This is a genomic window from Nocardia sp. NRRL S-836, from assembly GCF_001279525.1.
GTDB lineage: Bacteria > Actinomycetota > Actinomycetes > Mycobacteriales > Pseudonocardiaceae > Lentzea.
In genome coordinates this window covers 73,871-97,727 of record NZ_LGDY01000025.1, presented here as the reverse complement: position 1 = coordinate 97,727, position 23,857 = coordinate 73,871, and the positions used below count along the sequence as shown (strand labels likewise).

At 70.8% G+C, this 23,857-nt stretch carries 22 protein-coding genes; 13 read left to right on the top strand and 9 right to left on the bottom strand.

Features of this window, described 5'->3' with window-relative positions; translation table 11 throughout:
* Positions 1–19 precede the first annotated feature (19 nt).
* Entirely contained in the window at positions 20–2,149 is a 2,130-nt protein-coding gene (locus ADL03_RS05320; RefSeq protein ID WP_197288102.1) for an RICIN domain-containing protein, read from the bottom strand.
* Between the two features lie 105 nt (positions 2,150–2,254).
* Here ADL03_RS05320 and ADL03_RS05315 point away from each other — a divergent pair, with 105 nt between their 5' ends.
* Together ADL03_RS05315 and ADL03_RS05310 are read left to right on the top strand one after the other, a co-directional pair.
* The gene (locus tag ADL03_RS05315; RefSeq protein WP_197288101.1) at positions 2,255–2,755 is read left to right on the top strand and encodes a helix-turn-helix domain-containing protein; all 501 of its coding nucleotides are present in this window, start codon (positions 2,255–2,257) and stop codon (positions 2,753–2,755) included.
* Positions 2,745–3,317 (top strand): SRPBCC domain-containing protein, encoded by a 573-nt coding sequence (locus ADL03_RS05310; protein WP_053732230.1) that lies wholly within the window; start codon positions 2,745–2,747, stop codon positions 3,315–3,317. Before ADL03_RS05315 ends, ADL03_RS05310 begins: the two co-directional genes overlap by 11 nt.
* Here the strand turns inward: ADL03_RS05310 and ADL03_RS05305 are convergent.
* A complete protein-coding gene (locus ADL03_RS05305) occupies positions 3,314–3,874 on the bottom strand; it encodes an HD family hydrolase (RefSeq protein ID WP_053732229.1) in 561 nt (186 codons plus the stop codon). The two genes, ADL03_RS05310 and ADL03_RS05305, sit on opposite strands and share 4 nt — an antisense overlap.
* A 14-nt stretch (positions 3,875–3,888) precedes the next feature.
* Complete coding sequence (locus ADL03_RS05300; protein ID WP_053732228.1) at positions 3,889–4,821, bottom strand: hypothetical protein; 933 nt, start codon at positions 4,819–4,821, stop codon at positions 3,889–3,891.
* A 212-nt stretch (positions 4,822–5,033) separates the two neighbouring features.
* Here ADL03_RS05300 and ADL03_RS05295 point away from each other — a divergent pair, with 212 nt between their 5' ends.
* From ADL03_RS05295 to ADL03_RS05285, 3 genes are read left to right on the top strand one after another with little or no spacing between them, the layout of a single operon-like run.
* Entirely contained in the window at positions 5,034–5,660 is a 627-nt protein-coding gene (locus ADL03_RS05295) for a hypothetical protein (protein WP_063798471.1), read from the top strand.
* A gap of 43 nt (positions 5,661–5,703) precedes the next feature.
* Positions 5,704–6,297, top strand: coding sequence for a toll/interleukin-1 receptor domain-containing protein (locus tag ADL03_RS05290; RefSeq protein WP_053732227.1), 594 nt, complete (start codon positions 5,704–5,706; stop codon positions 6,295–6,297).
* Positions 6,298–6,302: 5 nt separating this feature from the next.
* Positions 6,303–8,648, top strand: coding sequence for a KGGVGR-motif variant AAA ATPase (locus ADL03_RS05285; RefSeq protein WP_197288100.1), 2,346 nt, complete (start codon positions 6,303–6,305; stop codon positions 8,646–8,648).
* On the opposite strand, the gene ADL03_RS05280 is transcribed toward ADL03_RS05285, so the two are convergent.
* Positions 8,621–9,823 (bottom strand): FAD-binding protein, encoded by a 1,203-nt coding sequence (locus ADL03_RS05280; RefSeq protein WP_053732225.1) that lies wholly within the window; start codon positions 9,821–9,823, stop codon positions 8,621–8,623. The two genes, ADL03_RS05285 and ADL03_RS05280, sit on opposite strands and share 28 nt — an antisense overlap.
* Positions 9,824–9,954: 131 nt before the next feature.
* Here ADL03_RS05280 and ADL03_RS05275 point away from each other — a divergent pair, with 131 nt between their 5' ends.
* Positions 9,955–10,911: a methyltransferase gene (locus ADL03_RS05275; RefSeq protein WP_053732224.1), complete on the top strand. Its 957-nt coding sequence runs from the start codon at positions 9,955–9,957 to the stop codon at positions 10,909–10,911.
* Here ADL03_RS05275 and ADL03_RS05270 read toward each other — a convergent pair.
* A complete protein-coding gene (locus ADL03_RS05270) occupies positions 10,901–11,683 on the bottom strand; it encodes a siderophore-interacting protein (RefSeq protein WP_053732223.1) in 783 nt (260 codons plus the stop codon). The genes ADL03_RS05275 and ADL03_RS05270 overlap by 11 nt on opposite strands.
* Positions 11,680–13,938 carry an excinuclease ABC subunit UvrA gene (locus ADL03_RS05265; RefSeq protein ID WP_053732222.1) on the bottom strand — a complete coding sequence of 753 codons (2,259 nt, stop codon included), beginning with the start codon at positions 13,936–13,938 and terminating at the stop codon, positions 11,680–11,682. Before ADL03_RS05265 ends, ADL03_RS05270 begins: the two co-directional genes overlap by 4 nt.
* A 79-nt stretch (positions 13,939–14,017) precedes the next feature.
* On the opposite strand from ADL03_RS05265, the gene ADL03_RS05260 reads away from it, so the two are divergent.
* Positions 14,018–14,803, top strand: a complete 786-nt coding sequence (locus ADL03_RS05260) for a TetR/AcrR family transcriptional regulator C-terminal domain-containing protein (RefSeq protein ID WP_053732221.1) — start codon at positions 14,018–14,020, stop codon at positions 14,801–14,803.
* A gap of 38 nt (positions 14,804–14,841) precedes the next feature.
* On the opposite strand, the gene ADL03_RS05255 is transcribed toward ADL03_RS05260, so the two are convergent.
* The gene (locus tag ADL03_RS05255; RefSeq protein WP_157528007.1) at positions 14,842–15,066 is read right to left on the bottom strand and encodes a hypothetical protein; all 225 of its coding nucleotides are present in this window, start codon (positions 15,064–15,066) and stop codon (positions 14,842–14,844) included.
* Between the two features lie 224 nt (positions 15,067–15,290).
* Here ADL03_RS05255 and ADL03_RS05250 point away from each other — a divergent pair, with 224 nt between their 5' ends.
* Entirely contained in the window at positions 15,291–16,838 is a 1,548-nt protein-coding gene (locus ADL03_RS05250; RefSeq protein ID WP_053732219.1) for a PQQ-binding-like beta-propeller repeat protein, read from the top strand.
* A 151-nt stretch (positions 16,839–16,989) separates the two neighbouring features.
* Positions 16,990–17,637 (top strand): PP2C family serine/threonine-protein phosphatase, encoded by a 648-nt coding sequence (locus ADL03_RS05245; RefSeq protein ID WP_063798470.1) that lies wholly within the window; start codon positions 16,990–16,992, stop codon positions 17,635–17,637.
* A 6-nt stretch (positions 17,638–17,643) separates the two neighbouring features.
* Here the strand turns inward: ADL03_RS05245 and ADL03_RS05240 are convergent, their stop codons facing one another.
* The gene (locus ADL03_RS05240) at positions 17,644–18,444 is read right to left on the bottom strand and encodes a Ku protein (protein ID WP_053732218.1); all 801 of its coding nucleotides are present in this window, start codon (positions 18,442–18,444) and stop codon (positions 17,644–17,646) included.
* Positions 18,445–18,549: 105 nt separating this feature from the next.
* On the opposite strand from ADL03_RS05240, the gene ADL03_RS05235 reads away from it, so the two are divergent.
* The 4 genes from ADL03_RS05235 to bla are packed head-to-tail and all read left to right on the top strand — an operon-like array spanning position 18,550 to position 23,047.
* Positions 18,550–20,088, top strand: a complete 1,539-nt coding sequence (locus tag ADL03_RS05235) for a metallophosphoesterase family protein (protein WP_053732217.1) — start codon at positions 18,550–18,552, stop codon at positions 20,086–20,088.
* A gap of 15 nt (positions 20,089–20,103) precedes the next feature.
* Positions 20,104–21,594 (top strand): metallophosphoesterase family protein, encoded by a 1,491-nt coding sequence (locus ADL03_RS05230; protein WP_053732216.1) that lies wholly within the window; start codon positions 20,104–20,106, stop codon positions 21,592–21,594.
* Between the two features lie 50 nt (positions 21,595–21,644).
* Entirely contained in the window at positions 21,645–22,139 is a 495-nt protein-coding gene (locus tag ADL03_RS05225) for a metallophosphoesterase family protein (RefSeq protein WP_053732215.1), read from the top strand.
* A gap of 14 nt (positions 22,140–22,153) precedes the next feature.
* Positions 22,154–23,047, top strand: coding sequence for a class A beta-lactamase (bla, locus tag ADL03_RS05220; protein WP_053732214.1), 894 nt, complete (start codon positions 22,154–22,156; stop codon positions 23,045–23,047).
* Between the two features lie 19 nt (positions 23,048–23,066).
* Here bla and ADL03_RS05215 read toward each other — a convergent pair whose 3' ends face one another.
* Positions 23,067–23,834, bottom strand: a complete 768-nt coding sequence (locus tag ADL03_RS05215; protein WP_053732213.1) for an alpha/beta fold hydrolase — start codon at positions 23,832–23,834, stop codon at positions 23,067–23,069.
* Between the last annotated feature and the right edge of the window lie 23 nt (positions 23,835–23,857).

Genomic DNA, 23,857 nt, shown 5'->3' with positions numbered 1-23,857 from the left:
ATCGTCGCAGGGCGGACGGCTACGGGTAGTTCGCCAGGTAGGCCTCGGTCGACCCCGCGGTCACCCGGCCACCGGAGCCGTTGATGATCCGTTCGATGGTTCCCTTGCCGCCCAACGAGATCGTCACCATGCTGTGAAACCGGACGCCCGGCGTGTCCGGCACCTCGAACGCCCGGTCGGCGACCACGCCGGGGTTGGCGTTGGCGAAGATGTAGCTGCCCAGCCCCCACGCCTCGTGCGTCGTGACGTTGTTGGAGACCTTGTACGCCGCGTAGCCGCGCGTGGAGCCGTTCATCCACGCGGCCTGGTTGGGTGCCTCGTACGGCATCTCGTTCTGGTAGAAGTACGTCCGGCCGCCCTGGCCGTTCCAGATGGTCTGGTACTTCTGGTAGTGCTCGACGAACAGGCCGTACATCGTCACGTTGCTGCCGTTGACGACCAGCCCGGTGTCGGCGGTGTTCACGTCCCAGCCGACGCCGTAGGAGTGGTCGCCGCGCCACAGCCAGAGGTGGTCGCCGATCACGTCGGCGCTGTTGACCACCAGTGAGGTCGTGGCCCGTCCGACCGCCGAACCGCCGATGCGCACGTACAGGTCGTGCACCGAGGTCGGGTTGGCCTGGTGACGCGCCGTGCTGCCGGGCGCGCCGATCCGCACGAGCAGCGGGGAGTTCGTCGGCGCGGCGTCGACCAGCAGTCCGGCGATCTTCACACCGTCCACATCGGCCACGTCGATGGCCATGTTCCCGTTGGTGGGCATGATGGTCGCGAGGCCGAGGCCCATGACCACGGTGTCCGGCCGGGTGACCCGGATCGGTTCGGAGACCTGGTGGACACCCGGCGTCAGCAACAGGTGCTTGCCGGCCGCGAGCTGCTGGTTGATCGTCGCCGCCGAGGTGCCCGGCTTGGCGATGAAGAACTGCGACAGCGGGATGTTCGTGCCCTGCTGCTGGCCGCTCGCCCACGTGGTGCCGCTGGAGTTGCTGCGCAGCGCGGGGACGAACACGTTGTAGTTGCCGGAACCGTCGACGTTCAGGAACGGCTTCTCCCGCACCACCGGCGTCTGCGCGACGGTCGTGTACGGCGGTTCGGGGAACGAGGTCTGCGGGGCGTTGCGCGCACCGACGAACACCATGTTCCAGTTCTCACCGGTCCACGAGCCCCACTCGGTGTTGCGCGACAGCCACTGCTGCTGCGAACCGGAGCGGACCTGGCCCGTGACGACCGAGTCGGCGAGGAAACCGCCGCTGGACCAGCCGTTGTCGTCGAGCTGCATGTTGCCGTAGACCTTGGTGCGGCGCATCGCCGACGCCTGCGAGACGGCCCACGTGTTGGTGCCACCCGGCGGCCGCACGGCGAGGTTCTCCGCGCCACGCCAGAAGTTGTGCGTCGCGTTGCCCTGGAACCAGTCGGCCTCGACGTGCACCTGGCCGTTGATCGTCACGCCGTCCGGCAGCATGCCCAGGCCGAGCACCTGGGTGAAGAAGCCGATGTTGACGTCGACGTTGTAGTTGCCCGGCTTGAACATGATCGCGAACCGGCGGGCGTCGTACTGCCCCTGTTCCTGCTGCCGGAAGACGTCGTTGAGCCGCGACTGGATGGTGCTCGCGGGCATCGACGGGTCGAAGACGAGCACGTTCGGGCCGAAGTCGGGCTGATCCGGGTTGGGGTTGCCCGAGGCCAGCCGGAAGAGCTGCGCGTTGGTCCCGTTGCAGGTGTACTGGACCAGCTGGACGTCGCCGGTCGTCGCACCGGGCACGTCCAGGCACTTGCCGCTGTGGCGGCTCACGAACCGGTAGGTGTCCGCAGCCACCTGCTCGGCACGCCACTGCTGGTTGTCCGCGCTGTAGTTCTGCCACAGGTGGATCGCCGCGTTGTCCGCGGCCGACATGTTCGAGACGTCCCAGACCGCACCTTCGCCGACTGTGTAGTAGCCGTCGCTCGTGGGCGTGAACTTCCACGTCTGCCCGGAGCAGGCCTGTTGGCGGAGCTGCGCGCCGTTCGCCGATCCCAGCGACTCCACGCACTTTCCGCTGCCGACGTTCGTGACCTGATAAGCGGTTCCGGGCACCACGTCGGCCTGCGCCGCGACCGTCCACACCGGAACGATCGCTGCTGCCGCCAACGCTGCCACCAGCAGGGGGGTTCTCACGGTCACAGAGTGGAGCCGGTTCGTCGCAACAGTCAACGAACCTAACTGTTTCCGGTCGTGTTCCGGTATTGACAAATCCTTTTGTCAAATGGCACCGTTCCGGGAGTGGAGCTGTCCCCGTTGCGCCGCTCGCTGCTGGAGCTGCTGGCCTCGCCCGCCTCGGCGACCCAGCTCGCGGCCGCGCTCGACCTGCCCCGCCAACGGGTCAACTACCACGTGCGAGCCCTGGAACAGGCCGGACTGGTCGAGCTGGTCGAGGAGCGCCAGCGCCGCGGCTGCGTCGAACGCGTGCTGCGCGCCCGGCCGGGCCGCTCGGTGGCGGCGGACGTGCAGGACCAGTTCGCCGCGACCCACCTGGTGTCGGTCGCGGAGGAGGTGGCGCGGTCGGTCGACCGGATGTCCACTGCGGCAGCCGATGCGGGAAAGCGCTTGCTCACGTTCACCGTCGAGACCACGGTCCGCTTCGGCGCCCCCGGCGACGTCCACGAGTTCACCAGCGACCTGGCCGAAGCGGTGCGGCAGCTCGCGTTGAAGTACGACACCGAATCCGGCCGCCCCCACCGGGTGGTCGCGCTGGGCCACCCTGGAGTCCCCGATGAGCGATGAAGGCGTCCGGATCGAGATCACCATCGCCGCCCCGGTCGAGGAGGTGTGGCAGTCGTTCCGCGACAAGGACAAGCTGCGGCACTGGCACGGCTGGGACCTGCCGGAGCTCGACGCGGAGATCGACCAGATCTACTTCCAGAACGCCCAAGAGGACGGCACCACGCTGGTCGTGCACGGACACGACACGTTCGCGCTCTCACCGGTCGACGGCGGCACACGGGTCGTGTGCACCCGCGCGCCGAAGGGCACGTCACCGGAGTGGGACGACTACTACGACGACATCACCGAAGGCTGGATCACGTTCCTGCACCAGCTGAAGTTCGCGCACGAGTACCACCCCGGTGAGGCCCGGCGGACGTTGTTCTGGCCGGCGGAGGTCGACCTCGGAGTGTCCGGCGAGGTGTTCTTCACGTCGCCGCACCAGCGCGGGGTCGTGGTGGCCGAGTGGGGGCCGGGGCTGGTGGTGAGCAGTGCGAAGATGACGGTGGTGACGACGTACGGGTTCTCGGACTCCGAACTGGCGGCGTTGCGCCGGAAGGGTGACGCGGTGGTCGGGGGCTAGCGCTCCCGCCAGGCCAGCGGGGACAGGCTGACGGCCGCTTCGGCCACCCGCCGGGCCGTCTCGGTGGCGAGGCCCTTGCTCGCGGAGTCGATCCAGCCGTCGACCCGCCGGTAGCCGGTGTCGCGGTACTCGACGGCCTGCAGCAGCATCTCCAGCTTGTCCGCGTCCTTGGCGCACAACGCTTCCGGAGTCTGCCGCGTCTCGTACTCGGCCACCGCTTCCCGCACCACACCGCGGGAAGCGTCCGGCAGCGCGTCCGTCTGGTCGGCGGTGATGTCACGCGGCTCCGGCTTGGTCAGGTACCTGGTGGCGGTGTGCGGGATGTCCCCGGTCCGCGTCTCCTGCGTGTCGTGCCAAAGCGCCAGGAACGCGGCACGCTCGGGGTTCGCTCCCTCCTCCGCGGCGAGCAGGGCGGCGAGCTGCGCGGTCCGCAGGCTGTGCTCCGCCACCGACTCCGGGTCGCGCACGCCGACGTGCCACCAGCCGGTGCGGCGGATGCGCTTGAGCAACCCGAGCTCGTAGCCGAACGCGGCGAGGGCGGCGGGTTCGTCTGGCATCAGGTGTTCTCCCCTTAGCGGTTGGCGATCCGCAGAGCGTAGTGAAGGCCGGCGGCCTGGGCGCGGCCGTCGGGGGTGAGGACGTCGGTCGAGGTGAGGGCGTCCAGTGCCGTGCCGAGGGCGGTGCGGTCCGCCTGCCGGGTGGTCAGCAGACCGGGACGGCTGGAGACGAGCGTGTGCACCGTGTGCAGGTTCAGCGGAAGGTGTGGCGACGACGGGTCGAGACGTGTCACCAGGTGGTGGAAGAGCCGCGCCCCGGACCACGGCTTGGTGTCCTCGGCGAACATGAACGTGTCGTCGGTCTGCTCGTCGCCGAGCTCGCCGATCCAATGGGCCCAGTAGTTGAGGTTCGCCAGTTCGGCAGGGGTGTTGGCGGTGCGGGCGACGAAGTCGTGGATGTGCCGGCCGTCGCCCGCCGACGCGAGCGCGACCGACGCGGAGCGGGCTTCGAGCAGTTCCGTGACACTGCCGCCGACGATCCGACGGCGGCCCGCGGTCTCCCACTCACCGCGCAGCCAGCCGATCACCTCGTCGCGCGGGTCGAAGCTGAGCAGGTACACCGCCTGGCGGCGCAGCAATGCCTCGCTCGGCTGGACAGCGCGTTCCGCCACCGCCATCAGGTGGTCGAAGAACCGGGTGCGTTCGCCGGCCGCCAGCACCGGGCCGGGCGCGACCGGTCCGCGGCGGACGACCTTCGAGGTGAACACACCCAGCTCCGGCGGCAGCTGCCCGGTGAACGGCCACGTGATCAGGTTGGTGAGCGTCTTGTGGTGCACACTCGCGGCGAGCGGGTGCACATCGGCTCCGACCCACGCGCCTCCGGCGGTGATTCCCGTCGACAGGACCAGATCGGCGTCGAGCGCGGTGCGGAGGTGCCGGCCGGTGGACGGCGGAGCGCCGAGCCGGGGCAGCCGGGCGCACAGGCGGACGAAGTCACCGGTGTTCATCGCGGTGAGCGGCCGCCGCCCAGACTCCCAGCCTTGGACGGTGCTGACGTCGATCCCGAGACGTTCGGCGAACCGCTCCTGCCTTTGCTTGATCCCGCCGGGTCGAACCCGTACCCGCGGTCCGTTCTGCTTGCCCGCGGCTGATCGTAGCGTTGTCGGTCGAGGCGCAACGACCGCCTCTGAACAGGCAAAAGCAGGCGGGAGCAGCACGGATGAACAACGGCGCCATCGTCCCTTACGTCACGGCCTGGACCGGCGAGCGGCGGGTGCCGTACAGGCTGGTGGCGCGCCCCGGCATCGGAATCGGCTACACGGACGAGGTGATGGGCGACAGAGACGCACGCGGTGTTCTCTGGATGCGAGCGGCCGTGCGGCACGGGGCTGGAAGGCCCGAGTTCGGTCAGGTGCACCCACTGCGGCAGCGCCGCGCCATGCGCAGGCTCCTCTGCCAGGTCTGTGCCGGACCGGCCGACCGCAACGGCGATGGCGTCCTCTGGCTGTTGCGCGACCACGGGAACGACTGGGCGGACTGGCCGGAAGGGATGGCTACGGTCGACCCACCGGTGTGCGTTCCCTGCGTCGCGATCACGCTGCGGCTGTGTCCCGCTATGCGCCGAGGCGCGGTAGCGTTCCGGGTCCGGGAGTTCCGCGTCGCCGGCGTGCGGGGTGCGCTGTACCGTGGCGGCACGTCCACACCGGGCACCGCTGAGGCCGCCAACCTGGCCTTCGACGACCCGGACGTCCGCTGGCTGGTCGCGTCCGCGCTGGTGCGCGAGCTGCGCGGCTGCACCGCGATTCCACCCGACCTGGTCCCGGAAGCCGTTGCGCCAGAAGAGTGACGCGGTTTTGTGATGCGCCGTCGAGAGATCACGATCTGATGGCGTGGGCTACGAGTGGGACGTCTTCCTGAGCTACACGCGCAGCGGCGGTGGTGACGTGTGGGTCCGGGAGCACTTCTACCGGGCCCTGCGCGAGTGGCTGGGCAACGAGATGGCCGACGAGCCGCGGATCTTCGTGGACTGGAACCAGGACGGTGGCACGAGCTGGCCGGAGAGCCTGGAGCGGGCGTTGTTGCGGTCGAAGGTGATGGTGGCGGTGTTGTCGCCGCCGTACTTCCGGTCTGCCTGGTGCCTGGCGGAGTGGGAGAGCATGTGGGCGCGGCACCGGGTGCTCGGGTACGGGACGGCGGACCACCCGCGGCACCTCGTGATCGGGGTGCGGTTCGCGGACGGGCAGCACTTCCCGCCGGAGGCGCAGGCCACGTTGTTGCGGGACTTCACCCCGTGGAACAAGCCGCTGGCGTATGAGGTGTACAGCCGGTCGGCGCAGTACGAGCACTTCTACACGGCTGTGCAGAAATTGGCTGAAGAGGTGGCCAAACGCATCGAGGAAGTGCCACCGTGGAACCCCGAGTGGCGTGTGGTGCGCCCGCCGCTGAAGCCAGGGCTGCCCCCAGGCCCGTTGCCCAGGTTGTGATCGGCGTGATCGTCACCTTCTACTCGTACAAGGGCGGTGTGGGCCGCTCGTTCTGCCTCGCGAACGTGGCCGTGCAGCTCGCGCGGTGGGGCAACCGGGTGCTGTGCGTGGACTTCGACCTGGACGCGCCGGGGTTGCACGAGTACTTCCGGCCGTTCCTGCGGGAGTCGCCGGCGCGGGGGCTGGTGGAGGTCGTCGAGGGCGAGGTGGAGTGGCGCGACGCCGTCTCGCCGGTGGTGGTGCCCGAGGCCGAGGGGCTGGCGTTGCTCGCGGCGGGGCGGATGGACGAGACGTACGCGGACCGAGCGCAGGCGTTGTCGTGGCCTGAGCTGTTCGCGCACCACGACCTGGGGTGGCGGTTCGAGAAGATCCGGCAGGAGTGGGCGGCGGAGTTCGACCACGTGCTGATCGACTCGCGGACCGGCATCACCGACATCGGCGGGATCTGCACGGCGCAGCTGCCGGAGGTGCTGGTGCTGTGCGTGGCGCCGAACCAGCAGAACCTCGACGGCACGCTGGACGTCGCGCGGCGGGCGGCGGTGGCGCGGGACAAGCTGCCCTACGACCGGGCCGGGTTGCTGTACCTGCCGGTGGTCTCGCGGTTCGACGGGCGGGAGGAGTACGAACGGGCGCGGTCGTGGCGGTCGGTGCTCGCGGAGAAGTTCGCCGGCCTCTACTCCAGCTGGATGCCCGCCGACAACGGTGACGCCGAACCCGAGCTGGGGCTGGTCGAACGCACCACCGTGCCGTACCTGCCGTACTGGAGCTTCGGCGAGGAGATCGCGGTCGTCGACGAACGCAGCGGCAACCCCGACACCGTCTCCTACTACATGGACAACATCGCGGCGTTGCTCGCACACGGCCTGGCGGACGCCGACGTGCTCGTGTCCGCCCGTGACACCTATGTCTCCGCCGCGCGCGAACGTGGCAACCGCTCGCAACGCCAGGGATACCGGTACGACGTGCTGGTCCACGGCACGTCCGAGCGTGCCATCGGGTTGACCGAGGAGCTGGCCGCGCTGGGCGTGCGGGCGGTGCGGGGGCGGCTGGCCGAGCTGTCGATGGCACGGCACTTCGTGATCGTCGACCCGCCCGCACGGCCGTCGGTGGGCATCCAGGAGATCCTCGACCAGGCGCAGCTCGACTCCGGCCGGCTGGTCGTCGCGGTGGTGGAGGCCGAGGCGGACGGGCCGCGTCAGCTCGCGTCGGTCCGGCTCGTCTACACCTCGGCCGATGCCGCGGGCCTGGCCGTCACCGTCGCCGGGCTGCTGCCGGGCGCGGGGGCGCGCTGGGAACGGGTGCTCGTCGCCGCCGCGTCCGTGCTGCTCGGGCAGGGCGACGTCGGCGGTGCGTTCGCGCTCGCCACCCGTGCGGCCGGCAGCACCGGACGACCGGTCGACTCCCTGCTCCTGCGCGGCCGGCTCGCCCACCTGCTGGGGCGGTTCGACGACGCGCGCGACGACCTGCAGGCCGTGCTCAACCGGGTGCCGCGCCACTCCACCCAGGCGCACCAGGCCTACCGGCTGCTCGGCGCGATCCACCGCGACTCCGGTGACTTCGGCGCCGCGGTCACCGACTTCGGCCTGGCGCTGAGCTCCGAGGCGGCGCCACGCGACCACGCGCTCGTGCACCGCGACCTCGCCCGGATCGCGTTGCTCACCGGCGACTACGAGGCCGCCACGGCCCATTTCGAGGACGCACAGGAGGTCCTGGGCGCCGCCGACGCGGTGCTGGCGGCGGAGCTGGCGTTCGAGCTGGGCTCCCTGCGCGTCGACCGCGGCGAGTTCGCCCAGGCACTCGACCTGCTCAGCCTCGCGCTGGAGTCCGGGTGGCTGGGCACGGACGACCGGGTGACCGCGCTGCGGCAGCTCGCCTACCTGCACACCCAGGCCCGCGAGTACGAGTCCGCCGCAGGCCACCTGCGCCAGGCCCTCACGCTCGGGTCGCCCGGTGACGTCGTCGACATCGCCGTCGAGCTCGCCCAGGTCCAGCGCGAGGCACACGGCACCGACGCCGCGAACGACGAGCTGGAGGCGGTGCTCGGGGCGCTGGACCCGGCCGACCGGCGGTCGCGGGCCCGCCTGCGCGAGGCGCAGGGCAACCTCCAGCTCGACAGCGGTGACGTCGAGCTCGCGGTGACGGCGTTCGAGAGCGCGCTGACGACGTTCCGCGGCTTGGGCGACCGGGCGGGGGAGGTGCGGGCGCTGATCGGGCTGGCGGGGGCGTTCCAGGACCGCGACTACGACCGCGCGTTCACCTCGTGGGACGAGGCGCGGCGGCTGCTGACCCGGTTGCGCGGGTCGGAGGCGGACCTGCTGCGCCGTCAGCTGGACGCGGTCGACCCGAGGTAGCGGGTCAGGAAGTCGTTGCGGAACACGCCTTTCGGGTCGTGTTCGCGCAGCAACGCCCGGAAGGCCTCCCACTGCGGGTAGCGGGCGGCGAGCAACGGCGGCGGCACGGTGAAGAGCTTGCCCCAGTGCGGCCGCGGCGCGACCGCCTCCTCCAGGCGCGGCAACAGTTCCAGCACGCGAGGGGTGTCCGGCACCCACGTGAAGTGGATCGCGAGGCTGTCGCGGTCGTGGGCGGGGCTCAGCCACTGCGGCTCGGCGGAGATCGTGCGGATCTCACAGGCCTGCACCAGCGGCGAGATCACCGTCGACATCTCCGCCAGCGCCCGCAACGCCGTCACCGCACGGGTGCGCGGCACGAAGTACTCGGTCTGCAGCTCGGCGCCGACCGACGGGGTGAACTCGGCGCGGAAGTGCGGCAGCCGCTCGTGCCACGGCCCCGGCACGCCGCCCTGCACCGTGCACCGCGACGGCGGCTGACCCACGACCGGGTGCCGCGGGCCGTCCGCGGGGCGCCCCGGGTAGGCGTACGACGGGTCGCCCACGCGGTGCTTCACCCACAGCGTCGCGCCGCCCTGCCAGTCGAGGAACGCGCTCACGCTGTACGCGCCGTCGAAGATCTGGTCCAGCGACCCGAGGAACGTGGTCCACGGAACGTCCTCGTACACCGTCTGCTCCACCTGGAACGACGGCACCACGTCCAGCTCCACCGCCGTGACGACGCCCAGCCCGCCCAGCGACACCACCGCGCCCGGCGAGGTCAGCGAGACCACGGACCCGTCACCGCGCATCACCTCGACCGCGCGCACCGCACCGGCCAGCGAACGGGCACCCGAACCGTGCGTGGCCGTCGTGACGGCACCCGCGACGGTGATGTGCGGCAACGACGGCATCGTGTGCAACGCCACACCCTCGGCTTCGAGCCGCGGCGCCAGCTGTGCGAGGGTCATGCCCGCGCTCACCCGCGCCGTCGACCCGCTCACCTCGAACTCGTCCGGCATCGCGGCGAGCGACACCAGCGTCCCGGTCGTGTCGGCGACCGTGCTGAACGAATGCCCGGTCCCGACGACGTGCACGGCGGAGGCACCGCGCACCACGGCCTGGAGGTCGTCTGCCGATTCGGGCGTGACGACCGAGGCCGCGGAGAACGTGACGTTGCCGGCCCAGTTGGTCCTCATACCCACACGGTAGGCGCCGGAGCGACCAGCCGTTCCACACTATTGCTTCAGTGCAGACAGAAATTCGATTGCCGCGGGTGTCAGAGTGGATCTTCGTGGAACACGAACCAGACGTGCGAACGCTCCGACAGATGGCCAACCTCGTCACTCCGATGGCACTGCGGGTCGCGGTCACCCTCGGCCTGCCCGACCTGCTGGCCGAACCGCGCGACGCCGGCCCGCTCGCCGCCGAGCTCGACGTCTCGCCGCTCGCCCTCGACCTGCTGCTCGGCCACCTCGTGACGCTCGGCGTCCTCGAACGCACCGGCGGCGGCTACCGCACCACCCCGTTCGGCGCGCACCTGCGCAGGGACGCGGACAACGGCCTGGCGAACCTGATGGACGCCGGCACCGCCGCCGGACGCGCCGACCTGGCGTTCGTCGACCTGCTGCACAGCGTCAAGACCGGCGAACCGGCCTACCCGCTGCGCTACGGCCAGGACTTCTGGTCCGATCTGGACGACCACCCGCACCTGCGCGCGGCGTTCGACGGCCAGATGGCGTTCCGCATCCGCGAGCAGCTGCCGCAGGTCGTCGCCGGTTTCGACTGGGCCCGGTTCGCGACGATCGTGGACGTCGGCGGTGGTCCCGGCCGGCAGCTCGCCGCGATCCTCGCCGCCCACCCGCGGGTGCGCGGCCATCTCGTGGACCTCGACGTGGCCGCGGCGCGCACGGCGTTGGCACCGCTGGGGGAGCGGGCCCAGGCCACCGCGGGCAGCTTCTTCGACCCGCTGCCGCCCGGTGCCGACGCGTACCTGCTGTTCGACGTCCTGCACGACTGGGACGACGAGCACGCCGAGCGCGTTCTGCGGCGGTGTGCCGAAGCGATGCCGGACGACGGCCGGGTGCTCGTGGTGGAGGCGGTCGGGGGCCTGGGGGCCGCCACCGAGATGGACCTGGTGATGCTGGTGCACTTCGGTGGCCGGGAGCGGCGGGTCGAGGAGCTGGAGCAGGTCGCGGGCGCGAGCGGGCTGGTGCTGGACCGGGTGGTCGAGCTGACCCGCTCGCGCCACCTGCTGGAGTTCCGCAAGGGCGTGGTCACTCGTTGAGCGCGGCGATCCGTTCCTGCGCCTCGGCGAGGTCGTCGGCGGTGGGGGCGTCGTCCTGGGTGAGGTCCCGCCGCCAGTAGCCGGCGAACTCGATGTCCTCCTTGGACACTCCCAGGCCGACGAAGTGCCTGCGCAGCGCGCGGACGGCGGAAGCCTCGCCGGCCAGCCACACCCACACCGAGCCGGGCACCTCGACCTGTCGCACCACGGAGACCAGGTCCTCACCGGCACTGCGGTGCACCCACCGCACGCCGGGGAGGTCCTGTTCCTCGCCGGGGTCGGCGACCTCGGCGAACGCCAGGAACCGCTGCCCGTGCGGCAGCACCTCCAGCAACGACCCGATCGCGGGCAACGCGGTCTCGTCGCCCGCGAACACCAGCAGGTCTGCGGTGCCGAGCGGCCGGGCGTAGTCGCGGGAGGGTCCGAACCGCCCGAGCACGTCACCCGGCCGCGCGGTCGCGGCCCAGCGCGCGGCCGGGCCGTGGTCGCCGTGCAGCACGAAGTCCACGGTCAGCACGCCGTCGGCCAATGCGCGCACGGTGAAGCTGCGCATCCACGGCCGTGACTCCTCGGGGAGGGCGAGGTAGGCCTGGTACCAGGTGCCGACGTCCGCGGCGTCCGACACCTGCGCCGAGCCGCCGGGCTTGGGGAACAACAGCTTCAGCTGCTGGTCGGGCCACGTGCCGAGGTCGGCGAGCCCGTCGCCGGTGAACGTCACGCGGGTCGTGCGCGGGGTCAGGCGGGTCACCCCGGTCACGGTCAGCAGGCTCATGCCAGGTACTCCCTCAGGTGCCGCGCGGTGAGCGTGTCGGCCTGGGTGACGAGGTCTCCGGGCGTGCCGGAGAAGACGACCCGGCCGCCGTCGTGGCCCGCGCCCGGTCCCATGTCGACGATCCAGTCGGCGTGCGCCATCACGGCCAGGTGGTGCTCGATGACGATCACCGTGTTGCCCGCGTCGATCAGCTGGTCGAGCAGGCCGAGCAGCTGGTCGACGTCGGCGAGGTGCAGGCCGGAGGTGGGTTCGTCGAGCACGTAGGTCGCGGCCTTCTCGGCCATGTGGATGGCGAGCTTGAGCCGTTGGCGTTCCCCGCCGGACAGCGTGGTCAGCGGCTGGCCCAGCGCGAGGTAGGACAGGCCGACGTCGTGCAGGCGGGAGAGCACGGCGTGGGCCTGGCCGGACGGGAAGAACTCGCGCGCCTCCGCGACCGGCATGGCGAGCACGTCGCTGATGTTCTTGCCCCGCAACGTGTAGCGCAGCACCTCGGGTGTGAACCGCTTGCCCTCGCACTTCTCGCACACCGTGGCGACACCGGCCATCATCGCGAGGTCGGTGTAGACGAGGCCGATGCCCTTGCAGTGCGGGCAGGCGCCCTCGGAGTTCGCGCTGAACAACGCCGCTTTCACGCCGTTGGCCCTGGCGAACGCGGTCCGCACGGAGTCGAGCAGACCGGTGTAGGTGGCGGGGTTGGACCGGCGCGACCCGCGGATCGGTGACTGGTCGACCGTCACCACGCCCGGTCGCTTGCGCAGCGACCCGTGGATCAGCGACGACTTGCCCGAGCCGGCGACACCGGTGACCACGGTCAGCACGCCGAGCGGGAGGTCGACCGAGACGTCCTTGAGGTTGTTCGACCGCGCGCCGGTGATGGTGAGGAACCCCTTGGGGGAGCGGAACTCGGCACGCAGCTTGGCCCGGTGGTCGAGGTGCCGCCCGGTCAGCGTGCCGGAGGACCGCAGTCCGGCCACGTCACCGGAGTAGCAGAGGTGGCCGCCGTTGACCCCGGCGCCGGGCCCGAGGTCGACCACGTGGTCGGCGATCTCGATGGTCTCCGGCTTGTGCTCGACGACCAGGACGGTGTTGCCCTTGTCCCGCAGGCGCAGCAGCAGGTCGTTCATGCGCCGGATGTCGTGCGGGTGCAGCCCGACGGTCGGCTCGTCGAACACGTAGGTGATGTCGGTGAGCGAGGAACCCAGGTGCCGCACCATCTTCACGCGCTGCGACTCGCCACCGGACAGCGTGGCCGACTCGCGGTCCAGCGACAGGTAGCCCAGCCCGATCTCGACCAGCGAGTCGAGGGTGCCCCGCAGCGTGGCCAGGAGCGGCGCGACCGACGGGTCGTCGAGGCCGTGCGCGAACCGGGCCAGGTCGCTGATCTGCATCGCGCAGCAGTCGGCGATGTTCAGCCCGCCGATCTTCGAGCTCAGCGCGGCCTCGTTCAGCCGCGCGCCCCGGCATTCGGGGCAGGTCGCGAACGTGACCGCGCGGTCGACGAACGCGCGCACGTGCGGCTGCATCGACTCGCGGTCCTTGGCCAGGATCGTGCGCTGCAGCTTCACGACGAGACCCTCGTACGTGACGTTGGTGCCGCCGATGTCGAGCTTCGTCGTCGGCTTGTGCAGGAAGTCGTCCAGTTCCCGCTGGGTGAACTCGGCGATCGGCTTGTCCGGGGAGTAGAGCCCCGAGTGCGCGAGCACCCGCCAGTACCAGCTGTCCACGCCGTAGTTCGGTGCGTCGATCGCGCCCTCGTTCAACGACTTCGAGCGGTCCACGAACGCGTCGACGTCGATCGTGGTGACCTTGCCCAGGCCCTCGCAGGCCGGGCACATGCCCTCGGGCAGGTTGAAGCTGAACGCGCCGGACGTGCCGGCGTGCGGCTGCCCGAGCCGGCTGAACACGATGCGCAGCATGGTGTTCGCGTCGGTGGCGGTGCCGACCGTCGAGCGGGAGTTCGCCCCCATCCGCTCCTGGTCGACGATGATCGCCGCGCTCAGGTTGCGCAGCGCGTCCACGTCCGGGCGCCCGATCGAGGGCATGAACGACTGCAGGAACGCGGTGTAGGTCTCGTTGATCATCCGCTGCGACTCGGCCGCGATCGTGCCGAAGACCAGCGAGGACTTGCCAGAGCCGGAGACGCCGGTGAAGACGGTCAGCCGGCGTTTGGGGATGTCGAGCGACACGTCCGCGAGGTTGTTCTCCCTGGCCCCGCGGACCTCGATGACGTCATGGCTGTCGGCCACAGCGTTCATGGCAGTTCTTCCCCCGGTGATTCTTTATGCCGTAAAGTGTGGACTGGCGAGGTTACTTTACGTTGTAAGGAGTCGCAAGGTGGTCGTCTACGCAGGGCAGGGCGACCCGCGCCGGTCGATCGAGCTGCTGTGGCGTGCCGGGGCGGCGCAGGAGAAACGCCCCGGCCCACGACCTGGGCTGAGCGTGGACGCGATCGTCGACGCCGCGATCGCGGTCGCCGACGAGGCCGGCACGGCGGCGTTGTCCATGCGCGCGGTCGGGGACCGGCTCGGACGCACGGCGATGGCGCTCTACACGTACGTGCCGGGCAAGAACGAGCTGGTCGACCTCATGTACGACCGGGCGATGGCCGAGCTGCCGACCTCCTGCGACACCGCCGACGGCTGGCGTGCCGCCGTCATGCGGTGGGCGCAGGACATGTGGGAGTTCTACGGGCGCCACCCGTGGGTGCTGCAGGTGTCGCAGGCCCGCCCGGTGCTCGGCCCGCACGAGTTCGCCGTGATCGAGTCGCTCGCCGCGGTCCTCGTGCCGACCGGGCTGCCCGGCCGTGAGCTGCGCGGGATCGTCGGCGCGATCAACTACTTCGTGCGCGGTGCCGCCCAGACCCTCGCCGAGGCCCGCGCCGCCCGCAGCGCGACCGGGGAGGCCGACGAGGAGTGGTGGTACGCGCGCTCGGCGGTGCTGATGGAGGTCGAACCGGAGCTGGCGACCAGGTTCCCGATGCTGCACCTGCTGGAGAACGACCGCGAACCACCCGCGGCCGACCCCGAGCTGCCGTACCTGGAGAACGACGCGGTGGAGAACTTCCGCCGCGGGCTGGCGGTGCTGCTGGACGGTGTCGAGGCAGCTGTGGCGAAACTGTGACACAACGCCCACCGGTGACTCACATTCACGCGCTGAGATCACCCCATGGCATCAACGTCCCCGGCGAGCAGAGCCGGCGTGATCGGCAGGTCGGCCGCCGCTGTCGTGTTCGCCCTGGTGCTGAGCGCACCCGCCACCGCGACCGCCACCCCGGCCGGCCACGGCGTGACGCGGGCCGAGCACTCGCCGGCCACGACCTCACCGCGGTGGTGCACGCGCCACGCACGCCCGTCGGCGAAGGGCCGCACGTGCTGCTCGCGCACGGCCGCCGGCAACCGGGCGAGGGCGTCGCGGGGGTCCGGCCGGATACCCGGGGCGCATCGGTCACGGGCCGTCCCGTGCAAGACCGCCTCGCGCGTCCCGCGGTCGTGACGCATCAACCGATCGGCTAGTCCTGGACCCTACTTCCGTCGGTCGCGTCGAGGCCTTCGGCGGATCCCGTCCCCCTCCCGCCACTGCCAAGGTGGTGGTGGAAGGGGGAAATTCCATGTTGAAGACCACAGCGCTGTTATCCGCGGCGCTCGTCGTGCTGACCGCGGTTCCCGCCGACGCGCACCGGTCCGGTGACTGGGCGGGCTGGACGAAGGACCTGGCCGGCTCCCGGCACAACGCCGCCGAGTGGCGCATCAACCCCGGCAACGTCGGGAAGCTCAAGCTGAAGTGGGCGTTCGCCTACGAGCGGGGTGACTACAACACCCCGCGCAGCCAGCCCGCCGTCGTCGGCGACACCATCTACTTCGGTGGCCCCGACGGCAAGTTCTACGCCCGTGACGCCCGCACCGGACGGGCCAGGTGGGAGTTCGCACTGCCGTCGGCACCCCGGTACGCCTTCAACTCCGACGGTCCGACGGTGTCGAACGGCAAGGTGTTCTTCGGTGACAGCGCGGGCCGGCTGTTCGCACTCGACCAGCGCACCGGCCGCGAGGTGTGGCGTGCGCAGACCGACGACAACGTCGCCGCGCTGCTCACCAGCTCACCGATCGTCCACAACGGACTGGTGTACGTCGGCACGTCCAGCGGTGAGAACACGATGCCGCGCGACTACCCGTGCTGCACGTTCCGCGGCCACGTCGACGCCTACGACATCGACACCGGTGCGCTGGTGTGGCGTCATCACACCGTGCCGGAACCGGTCGAGGTCGGCACGTGGCCCAACGGAGCCAAGCGGTTCGAACCGTCCGGTGCCGGGGTGTGGAGCTCGCCGGTGATCGACCGCGGGACCGGCACGCTCTACGTCGGCACCGGCCAGAACTACACCGGCAAGGGCGGCGAGTTCGACTCGCTGCTCGCGCTGGACGTGCGCACCGGCCGGGTGAAGTGGACCAACCAGGTCACCGATGCCGACACGTGGCGCAGCGTCTGCAATGAACCCGACGCCGAGGGCTACTGCCCAGGGCTCAAGGACAACACGAACCTCGACTACGACATCGGCGCGACGCCGAACCTGTTCGCGGTGGACGGCCGGCAGCTCGTCGGCGTGGGCCAGAAGTCGGGCGTGTACCACGTGTTCGACGCGAAGACCGGCCAGGTCGTGTGGCGCAGGCAGCTCGGCGTGCCGCTGCCCAGCGGTGGCATCTCGGGCATCCAGTGGGGGTCGAGCTACGACGGCAAGCGGTTGTACATCTCCACGTTCTTCGCCGATCCCGGGAAGCTGTTCGCGGTGGACCCGGCGACCGGCAAGGTGTTGTGGGAGACCGCGGCACCGGAGGACGGCTGCTCCACCGGCGGTGCGGTGGGCCAGGCGAACTGCGCACGGGCCCACGGCGTTCCGGTGACCAGCACACCCGGCGTGGTCTACCTGGGGGCGGGTGACGGCAAGTTCCGCGCCTACAGCGCGAAGACCGGCCAGATCCTGTGGACGCACGACACCGTGCAGGACGTGCGCGGCGTCAACGGAGTGACCGGGCGTGGCGGCTTCATGGCCGGACCCGGCAGCGGTGCGGTCGTCTCGGACGGCATGGTCTACGTGCACTCCGGCTACTGGCCGGAGTTCGAGAACCCGCACGGCAACGTGCTCCTGGCGTTCGGGCTCTAGCTGTGGTGAGGGCCGGCCCCGCGTTCCGGCGGGGCCGGCTCGCGCCGGTGCGACCCGGTTTCGCAGGGCGGCGGAACTCTAGAGCTTTTCTCAGGCTGCTGACAGCAGACTCCCAGCCGACCGGGGCTCACTGGAAGGCAGGGAGGTCGCCATGCTGATCGATCACACCACGCCCCTCGGGACCGCGCTGACCGTCACCGGCTCGTCCGACCGCGGCCCGCGCACCCACAACGCCGATGCCTACGCCTCGCACCGCCGCACCTTCGTCCTGGCGGACGGCGTCGGCGACTCCGTGGCGGCCGCCGAGGCCGCGCACGCCGCCGCCCAGGCCGCCGCGCTGCTCACCGACCCGGTCGCCGCCGTGTTCGCCGCACGTGCCGCACTCCAGGTGCACACCGGGGACGCCGTGATCGTGGTCGCCGTCGCACGCATCGAGGGCGGGTTCGACATCGCCTGGGCCGGCGACGCCCGTGCGTACGCCTCGGACGGCGAAGACCTCGTGCAGCTGACGACCGACCACACCGTGGCCGAGTACTTCCGAGCGCGCGGCGTGGTGCCGGAGCGGCGACTGGAGCACGTCGTCACCAACACCGTGCGCCACGCGACGCCGCAGAACATCGGCCGCGCCACCACCCGTGCACCGCGGCTCGTGCTCGCCTCCGACGGCGTCTACGGCCCGTTGGGGCACAGCGGGATTGAAGCAATCATGGCCGGGCACGCGTCGGCGGACCGGCTCGTGCGCGCGGCACTGCACGCGGGTGGAACGGACAACGCGACGGCGCTGGTGATCAGCCGGTGAGCGGCGTCAGCCGGCCTTCTTGCGCTTCTTCTTGCTCGCCTCGACGCTGCGCTGCAACGCCTCCATGAGGTCCATGACGTCCGTGGCGGCCTCGGGCTCGGCCTCGACGACGACCTCGCGGCCCTTCTGCTTGTCCTCGATCAGCTTGTTGACGCGTTCGGTGTAGGTGTCGCGGTAGTCCTTCGGCCGCCAGTCGTCGGACATCGACTCGACCAGCGACACCGCCATGTCGAGCTCCTTGCCCCGCGGTGCCCGGCCCTGCGGCGCCACGTCCAGCACGTCCTTCGGCCTGCGGATCTCGTCGGCGAAGAACAGCGTGTGCACCGCGAGGAAGCCGTTCTCCTCCTTGAGCGCGGTCAGGTACTGCTTGCCGCGCATGACGAACACCGCGATCCCGGCCCGGTTCGTCTTCTTCATCGCCTGCGCCAGCAGCAGGTACGGCCGGGAGAACTCCTCCTTGGCCGGCCCGAGCCAGTACGTCTTCTGGAAGAACACCGGGTCGATCTCGTCCAGGTCCACGAACGCCTCGATGTCGAGCGTGCGCGACCGGCCGGGTGCGATGTCGTCGAGCTCCTCCTGCTCCACGACGACGTACTCGCCGTCGTCGACCTCGTGGCCCTTCACGATCTTGTCGTAGGGCACCTCACGGCCCGTGCGCTCGTTGACGCGCTTGTACCGGATGCGGTCGGAGGTGCCGCGCTGGAACTGGTTGAAGTGCACCGTGTGGTCCTGCGTGGCGCTGTACAGCTCCACCGGGATGTTCACCAGTCCGAAGGAGACGGACCCGCTCCAGATCGCACGTGCCATGCGGCTGAGATACCCGGTTTCCGCCCGGCAGAACCACCGGCGGGAGTGACTGCTCTGCCCGAACGGTCGTTGACCTCCGTAAACAAACTTCCCTAATTTCAGGCCATGACCCTGCAGGAGCAGTACGAGGACGCCCGGCGCCGTTACTCCCGCCGCCGCGTCTTCCTGGGCGGTGCCGCGCTCGCCGCCGGTGGCCTGCTCGTCCCCACCACCTCGTCCGCGTTCGCCGCACCCGCCGTGCTGCTGACCGCCCCCAAGACCGCCGGATCGGCGCTGCGCCCGTTCGGCCGGCACCTCGCGTTCGGTGCCGTCCCGTCCCGTGAGGTGGTCGTCTCCTGGCAGGTGCCGGCGAACGTGACGGCGCCCTACCTGCGCTTCGGCACCGCACCCGGTGAGTACGGCGAGGCCTGGCCCGCCGAGGTCCGCGCGCTGACCAGCGACCTGGCCTGGCAGTCGGAGCCGCTGTTCACCGTCGACCCGCACGTCGGCCAGGCCGTCACCCAGCACTACCTGCACGTCCGCATCGGCAACCTGCTGCCGAACACGACCTACTACTACGTGGTCGGCCACCAGGGCTACGAGCCGAGTGCGGGTGACGTCGCCACCTTCCGCACCGCGCCCGCGCCGAACGCCACCACGCCGTTCTCGTTCACCGCGTTCGGTGACCAGGGCGTCGGCTACAACGCACTGGCCACCAACAGCCTGATCGCCGACCTCGGGCCGCAGTTCCACCTCGCCATGGGCGACCTGAGCTACGCCAACGACGGCGAGGGCGGCCGGCCCGACGACAGGTACGACGCACGCAAGTGGGACTCGTTCTTCGCCCAGAACGACCTCGTCGCGGCGGAGGTCCCGTGGATGGTCGCGCTGGGCAACCACGAGATGGAGTCCTGGTACGACCACCACGGCTACGGCGGCATGCGGGCCCGGTTCACCATGCCCGACAACGCCTGGGACGGCTCGACCTGCATCTACTCCTGGCGCTACCAGAACGTCGGCCTGATCAGCCTGGACGGCAACGACGTCTGCTACAACAGCGACGCCAACCTCGACTACACCGAGGGCAGGCAGCAGACGTGGCTCAAGGCGCAGCTGCAGAAGTTCCGCGCCGACCCGTCGATCGACTTCATCGTCGTCTACTGCCACCAGTGCACCTACTCCACCTCCGGCAACAACGGTGCGGAGATCGGCGCGCAGAAGCGGTGGGCGCCGCTGTTCGACCAGTACCAGGTGGACCTGGTCCTCAACGGACACAACCACGTCTACGAGCGCACCGACCCGATCAGGGCCGGCAAGGGCACGAAGAAGGCCGCCATCAAGAGCACCGTCAACCCGGTCAAGGACGGCACCACCTACATCACCGCGGGCGGTGGCGGCGAGAGCATCAACAGCTGGGCCGACTCGAAGATCGCCGATTCCTACTACGGCAACGTCAAGGACGCCACCGCCACCATGCGCGTCGACCAGGAGGACGGCGAGTCGAAGTCGGTCAAGGTGACCTGGTCGCGCGTGCGGTACCGCGGTTACGGCCTGGTCGTCGTGGACGTCACCCCGGCCGCGAACGGCACACCGGCCCGGATGAGGGTCCGCGCGCTGACCGAGACCGGCGCGCTGGTCGACGAGCTCACCCTGCGCCGCAGCTGACCGGGAAGGCCTGACATGACTGACCTCACCACCGCACGGCGTTCGTTGTTCAAGGCCGGTGGCGCCGCACTGGCCGCCGCCGCGGTCGTGCGCCCCGGCAGCGCCGCGGCCGCACCGGACGGGCACGCGAAACGCCCGCTCGGCCGCCGCATCACCTTCGGTGCCGACCCGGCCACGCAGGTCGTGATCTCCTGGCAGCAGCTGGAGAAGGTGACCGGCCCGTACGTCCGGATCGCCACCGGCGCGTCCGGGTTTGGCGCACCCGTCGCCGCCGAGCTGCGCACGCTGCGCAGCGAGCTCGACTGGCAGGAGGGCGACCACAGCTTCCCGCCGCACGGCCCCGACCCGATGTACCAGTACTACCTGCACGCCAGGCTCGACGGCCTCAAGCCGGACACCACCTACCACTACGTCGTGGGACACCGGGACCACGACCCCGCCACCAGCACCCGCCCCGGCGAGATCGCGTCGTTCCGCACCGCGCCCACGACGGCGTCCGGGTTCACGTTCACCGCGTTCGGCGACCAGGGCCACGGCTACAACGCCCGCGCGCTCACCAGCCTCGTCGCCGACCAGGCCCCGGCGTTCCACCTCGCGCTCGGCAACCTCAGCTACGCCATCCACGGCGGCACCGCGAACGCCGAGGGCGGCCACCCCGACACCGACACCTACGACGCCGCCCGGTGGGACTCGCTGTTCGCGCAGAACGAGGTCGTCACCGCCGGTGTGCCGTGGATGACGACGCTCGGCAACCGCGAGATGGAGAAGTGGTACGGCACCAACGGGTACGGCGGCGTCAAAGCGCGGATCACCACGCCGGACAACGCCTGGAGCGGCTCGACCGGCATCTACGCGTGGAGGTACCAGAACGTCGGCCTGATCAGCCTGGACGGCAACGACATCTGCCTGCGCAACGCCGCGAACCTCGACCACACCGGCGGAAAGCAGCTGGCGTGGCTGGAGCAGCAGCTCGCCCGGTTCCGCGGCGACCCCGCGATCGGGTTCGTCGTCGTGTACCTGCACCACGCCACCTACTCGACCGCGGACGGCGGCGGCGCGGAGAGCGTGGCCCAGCAGAAGTGGGCGCCGCTCTTCGACAGGTACCGGGTCGACCTGGTGCTCAACGCGCACAACCGGGTCTACGAGCGCACCGACCCGATCAGGGCGGGCAAGGGCACCCGGCAGGTCGGGTCGCGCGGCACCGTCACACCGTTCACCGACGGCACGACCTACATCACCGCGGGCGCCGGCGGGCAGGCGCTGGACAGGTTCTACAAGGGCGCTCCGGAGAGCTACCTCGACCACGAGAACACCGGCGGCACCCCGACCATGCGGTGCTACAAGAAGAACAGCTCCAGCTCCACCGACACCAAGGTCACCTGGTCACGGGTGCGCTACCGCGGCTACAGCCTGGTCGCCGTGGACGTCACGCCCACCAGCATGAAGGTCCGCGCGCTCGCCGCGGACGGCGGCCTGATCGACGAGGTGACCATCAAACGCCCGTAGGAGCGCCTCCGGCGTGCCCGCACCCTCGCGGGCCACTACCGTCGGCAGGCGTGCGAGTCGTTGTGCTGTCCGACACCCACGCGCCGCGTTTCTGGAAGCGGTGCCCACCCGCCGTGGCCGCCCATCTGCGCACGGCCGAGCTGATCCTGCACGCGGGCGACGTGTGCGTGGCGCCCGTTCTCGACGAACTGGCGCAGTACGCACCCGTCGTCGCCGTGTGCGGCAACAACGACGGCCCGGACGTGGTCGCGTGGGGCGCACCCGAGACGGTCGAGCTCGACGTCGCGGGCCTGCCGGTCGCGATGATCCACGACAGCGGCCAGAAGACCGGGCGGCTCACCCGCATGCGCCGCCGGTTCCCGTCCGCGCGCCTGGTCGTGTTCGGGCACTCGCACATCCCGCTGGAGGAGCGGGAGGACGGCTTCCGGATCTTCAACCCCGGCTCGCCCACCGACAAGCGCCGTCAGCCGCACGGCACGCTCGGCCTGCTGGACGTCGAGGACGGCGAACTGCTCGCCGCGCGGATCGTGCCGGTCACGCCGTGACTATCGTGTAGATCATGGCCCTCTCACGCCGGGTGTTCCTCGCGGTGGCAGCCGTTCCGCTGGCCGGGTGCGCCGCACCACCGCCCCGGCAGCAGACTGCGGCCACGACCGTGCCCACGACCACCACCAGCACCACGCCGGTGCGGCACGACCGGCTCGTCGCGCTGGAGCAGAAGTTCGGTGCCCGCCTGGGGGTCTTCGCGAGCCGTGGTGACCGCACGGTCGAACACCGGGCCGACGAGCGGTTCGCGTTCTGCTCGACGTTCAAGGGCCTCGCCGCCGCGGCCGTGCTCAGCCGTGCCGTCCCGCTGGACACCGTGGTGCGCTACACCGAGGCCGAGCTGATGAAGAGCTCGCAGATCACCCGCCGGCACGTCGCCACCGGCATGACGGTGCGCGAGCTGTGCGACGCGGCGGTCCGCTACAGCGACGGCACGGCCGGGAACCTGGTGCTGCGCACGGCCGGCGGCCCCGCCGAGCTGACGGCGTACCTGCGCGGCCTGGGCGACGAGGTGACCAGGATGGACCGCGTCGAGCCGGACATCACCTCCGCCGTCCCGGACGACCCGCGTGACACCAGCTCCCCGCGCGCACTCGGCACCACCTACCGGAAACTGGTGGTGGGCAACGCTTTGCCGGACGCACATCGCGCGTTCCTGCGCGACCTCATGGAACGCAACACCACCGGCGGCCAGCGGATCCGCGCCGGTGTGCCGAAGGACTGGAAGGTCGCCGACAAGACCGGCACCGGCTCCTACGGGACGGTCAACGACATCGGGCTCGCGTGGCCGCCCACCGGTGAGCCGCTGCTGATCGCGCTCATGTCCAGCAAACCCGCCGAGGACGCGGCCTACGACCAGGCCCTGCTCGCCGAGGCGGCCGCGTACGTGGTCACCGCTCTGGGCTGACCACGTACGCGGCCTAAGTTCACCCGAACGTGAGAACGCGGTCGCGCCGCTGCGCCGCGAGGCTCGCCCATTCCGCCAGCCTGGGCCCGAGCACCTGGTAGACCTGCGGGTCGAAGCCCATGCCGGTGTGCGTGCTGCTCACCTCGACGCAGTCGGCGTACGGGTCCTGGCACAGCTCCCACGGCACGACGCCGTCCGCGCGCGAGAAGATCGAGACGGCGGGCACCTGCAACGGCTTGGTCATCGACTCGATGTTCGCCTCGTAGCACGGGCCGGTGAAGCAGTCGGCGTCGAGCAGCCCCGGCAGGCCCGCGGCCGACAGCCTGGTCAGGAACCGCGCGATGCGCATGACGTTGGGGTGCGCGCCCAGCGGGTCGAGCACCGGGCTGCCCATCATCACCAGGCCCAGTACCAGTTCCGGGCTCCGGGCCGCGGCGAGCCTGGCGAGGCCGCCACCGCGGCTCTGACCGAGCAGCACGACCGGACCACCGGTCCGTTCGGCATGGTTCTCGACGCTGCGCATGAGCCGGTCGAGCAGCTCGGTCGTGCAGCCCACGGTGAACCCCACGCGTGCGCTGACCGGCCGGTAGCCGCGGGCCCGCAGCCACGACGCGGCCGGCGCGAGGCTCACGTCGCCCGCGCCGAAACCGGGCGCCAGCACCACGCCGACCCCACGACCCTGACCGGGGTCGGCGTTGCGCCACACCGGATGGCGCACCAGTCTCGGCACGTCGACGAGCGCCCTGAAGGCGCTCTCCCGCGCAGCGGATCGCAATCCGTCGAACATGCAACTGGTTTGCCGGGAACGCG

What these genes read in the sequence shown, in the direction of transcription:
- ADL03_RS05275 (WP_053732224.1), top strand. Translation starts at nt 9,955, where the DNA reads ATGGCCAACCTCGTCACTCCGATGGCACTGCGGGTCGCGGTCACCCTC.
- ADL03_RS05310 (WP_053732230.1), top strand. Translation starts at nt 2,745, where the DNA reads ATGAGCGATGAAGGCGTCCGGATCGAGATCACCATCGCCGCCCCGGTC.
- ADL03_RS05280 (WP_053732225.1), bottom strand. Translation starts at nt 9,823, where the DNA reads ATGAGGACCAACTGGGCCGGCAACGTCACGTTCTCCGCGGCCTCGGTC.
- bla (WP_053732214.1), top strand. Translation starts at nt 22,154, where the DNA reads ATGGCCCTCTCACGCCGGGTGTTCCTCGCGGTGGCAGCCGTTCCGCTG.
- ADL03_RS05215 (WP_053732213.1), bottom strand. Translation starts at nt 23,834, where the DNA reads ATGTTCGACGGATTGCGATCCGCTGCGCGGGAGAGCGCCTTCAGGGCG.
- ADL03_RS05300 (WP_053732228.1), bottom strand. Translation starts at nt 4,821, where the DNA reads ATGAACACCGGTGACTTCGTCCGCCTGTGCGCCCGGCTGCCCCGGCTC.
- ADL03_RS05305 (WP_053732229.1), bottom strand. Translation starts at nt 3,874, where the DNA reads ATGCCAGACGAACCCGCCGCCCTCGCCGCGTTCGGCTACGAGCTCGGG.
- ADL03_RS05230 (WP_053732216.1), top strand. Translation starts at nt 20,104, where the DNA reads ATGACTGACCTCACCACCGCACGGCGTTCGTTGTTCAAGGCCGGTGGC.
- ADL03_RS05245 (WP_063798470.1), top strand. Translation starts at nt 16,990, where the DNA reads ATGCTGATCGATCACACCACGCCCCTCGGGACCGCGCTGACCGTCACC.
- ADL03_RS05235 (WP_053732217.1), top strand. Translation starts at nt 18,550, where the DNA reads ATGACCCTGCAGGAGCAGTACGAGGACGCCCGGCGCCGTTACTCCCGC.
- ADL03_RS05295 (WP_063798471.1), top strand. Translation starts at nt 5,034, where the DNA reads ATGAACAACGGCGCCATCGTCCCTTACGTCACGGCCTGGACCGGCGAG.
- ADL03_RS05250 (WP_053732219.1), top strand. Translation starts at nt 15,291, where the DNA reads ATGTTGAAGACCACAGCGCTGTTATCCGCGGCGCTCGTCGTGCTGACC.
- ADL03_RS05265 (WP_053732222.1), bottom strand. Translation starts at nt 13,938, where the DNA reads ATGAACGCTGTGGCCGACAGCCATGACGTCATCGAGGTCCGCGGGGCC.
- ADL03_RS05240 (WP_053732218.1), bottom strand. Translation starts at nt 18,444, where the DNA reads ATGGCACGTGCGATCTGGAGCGGGTCCGTCTCCTTCGGACTGGTGAAC.
- ADL03_RS05270 (WP_053732223.1), bottom strand. Translation starts at nt 11,683, where the DNA reads ATGAGCCTGCTGACCGTGACCGGGGTGACCCGCCTGACCCCGCGCACG.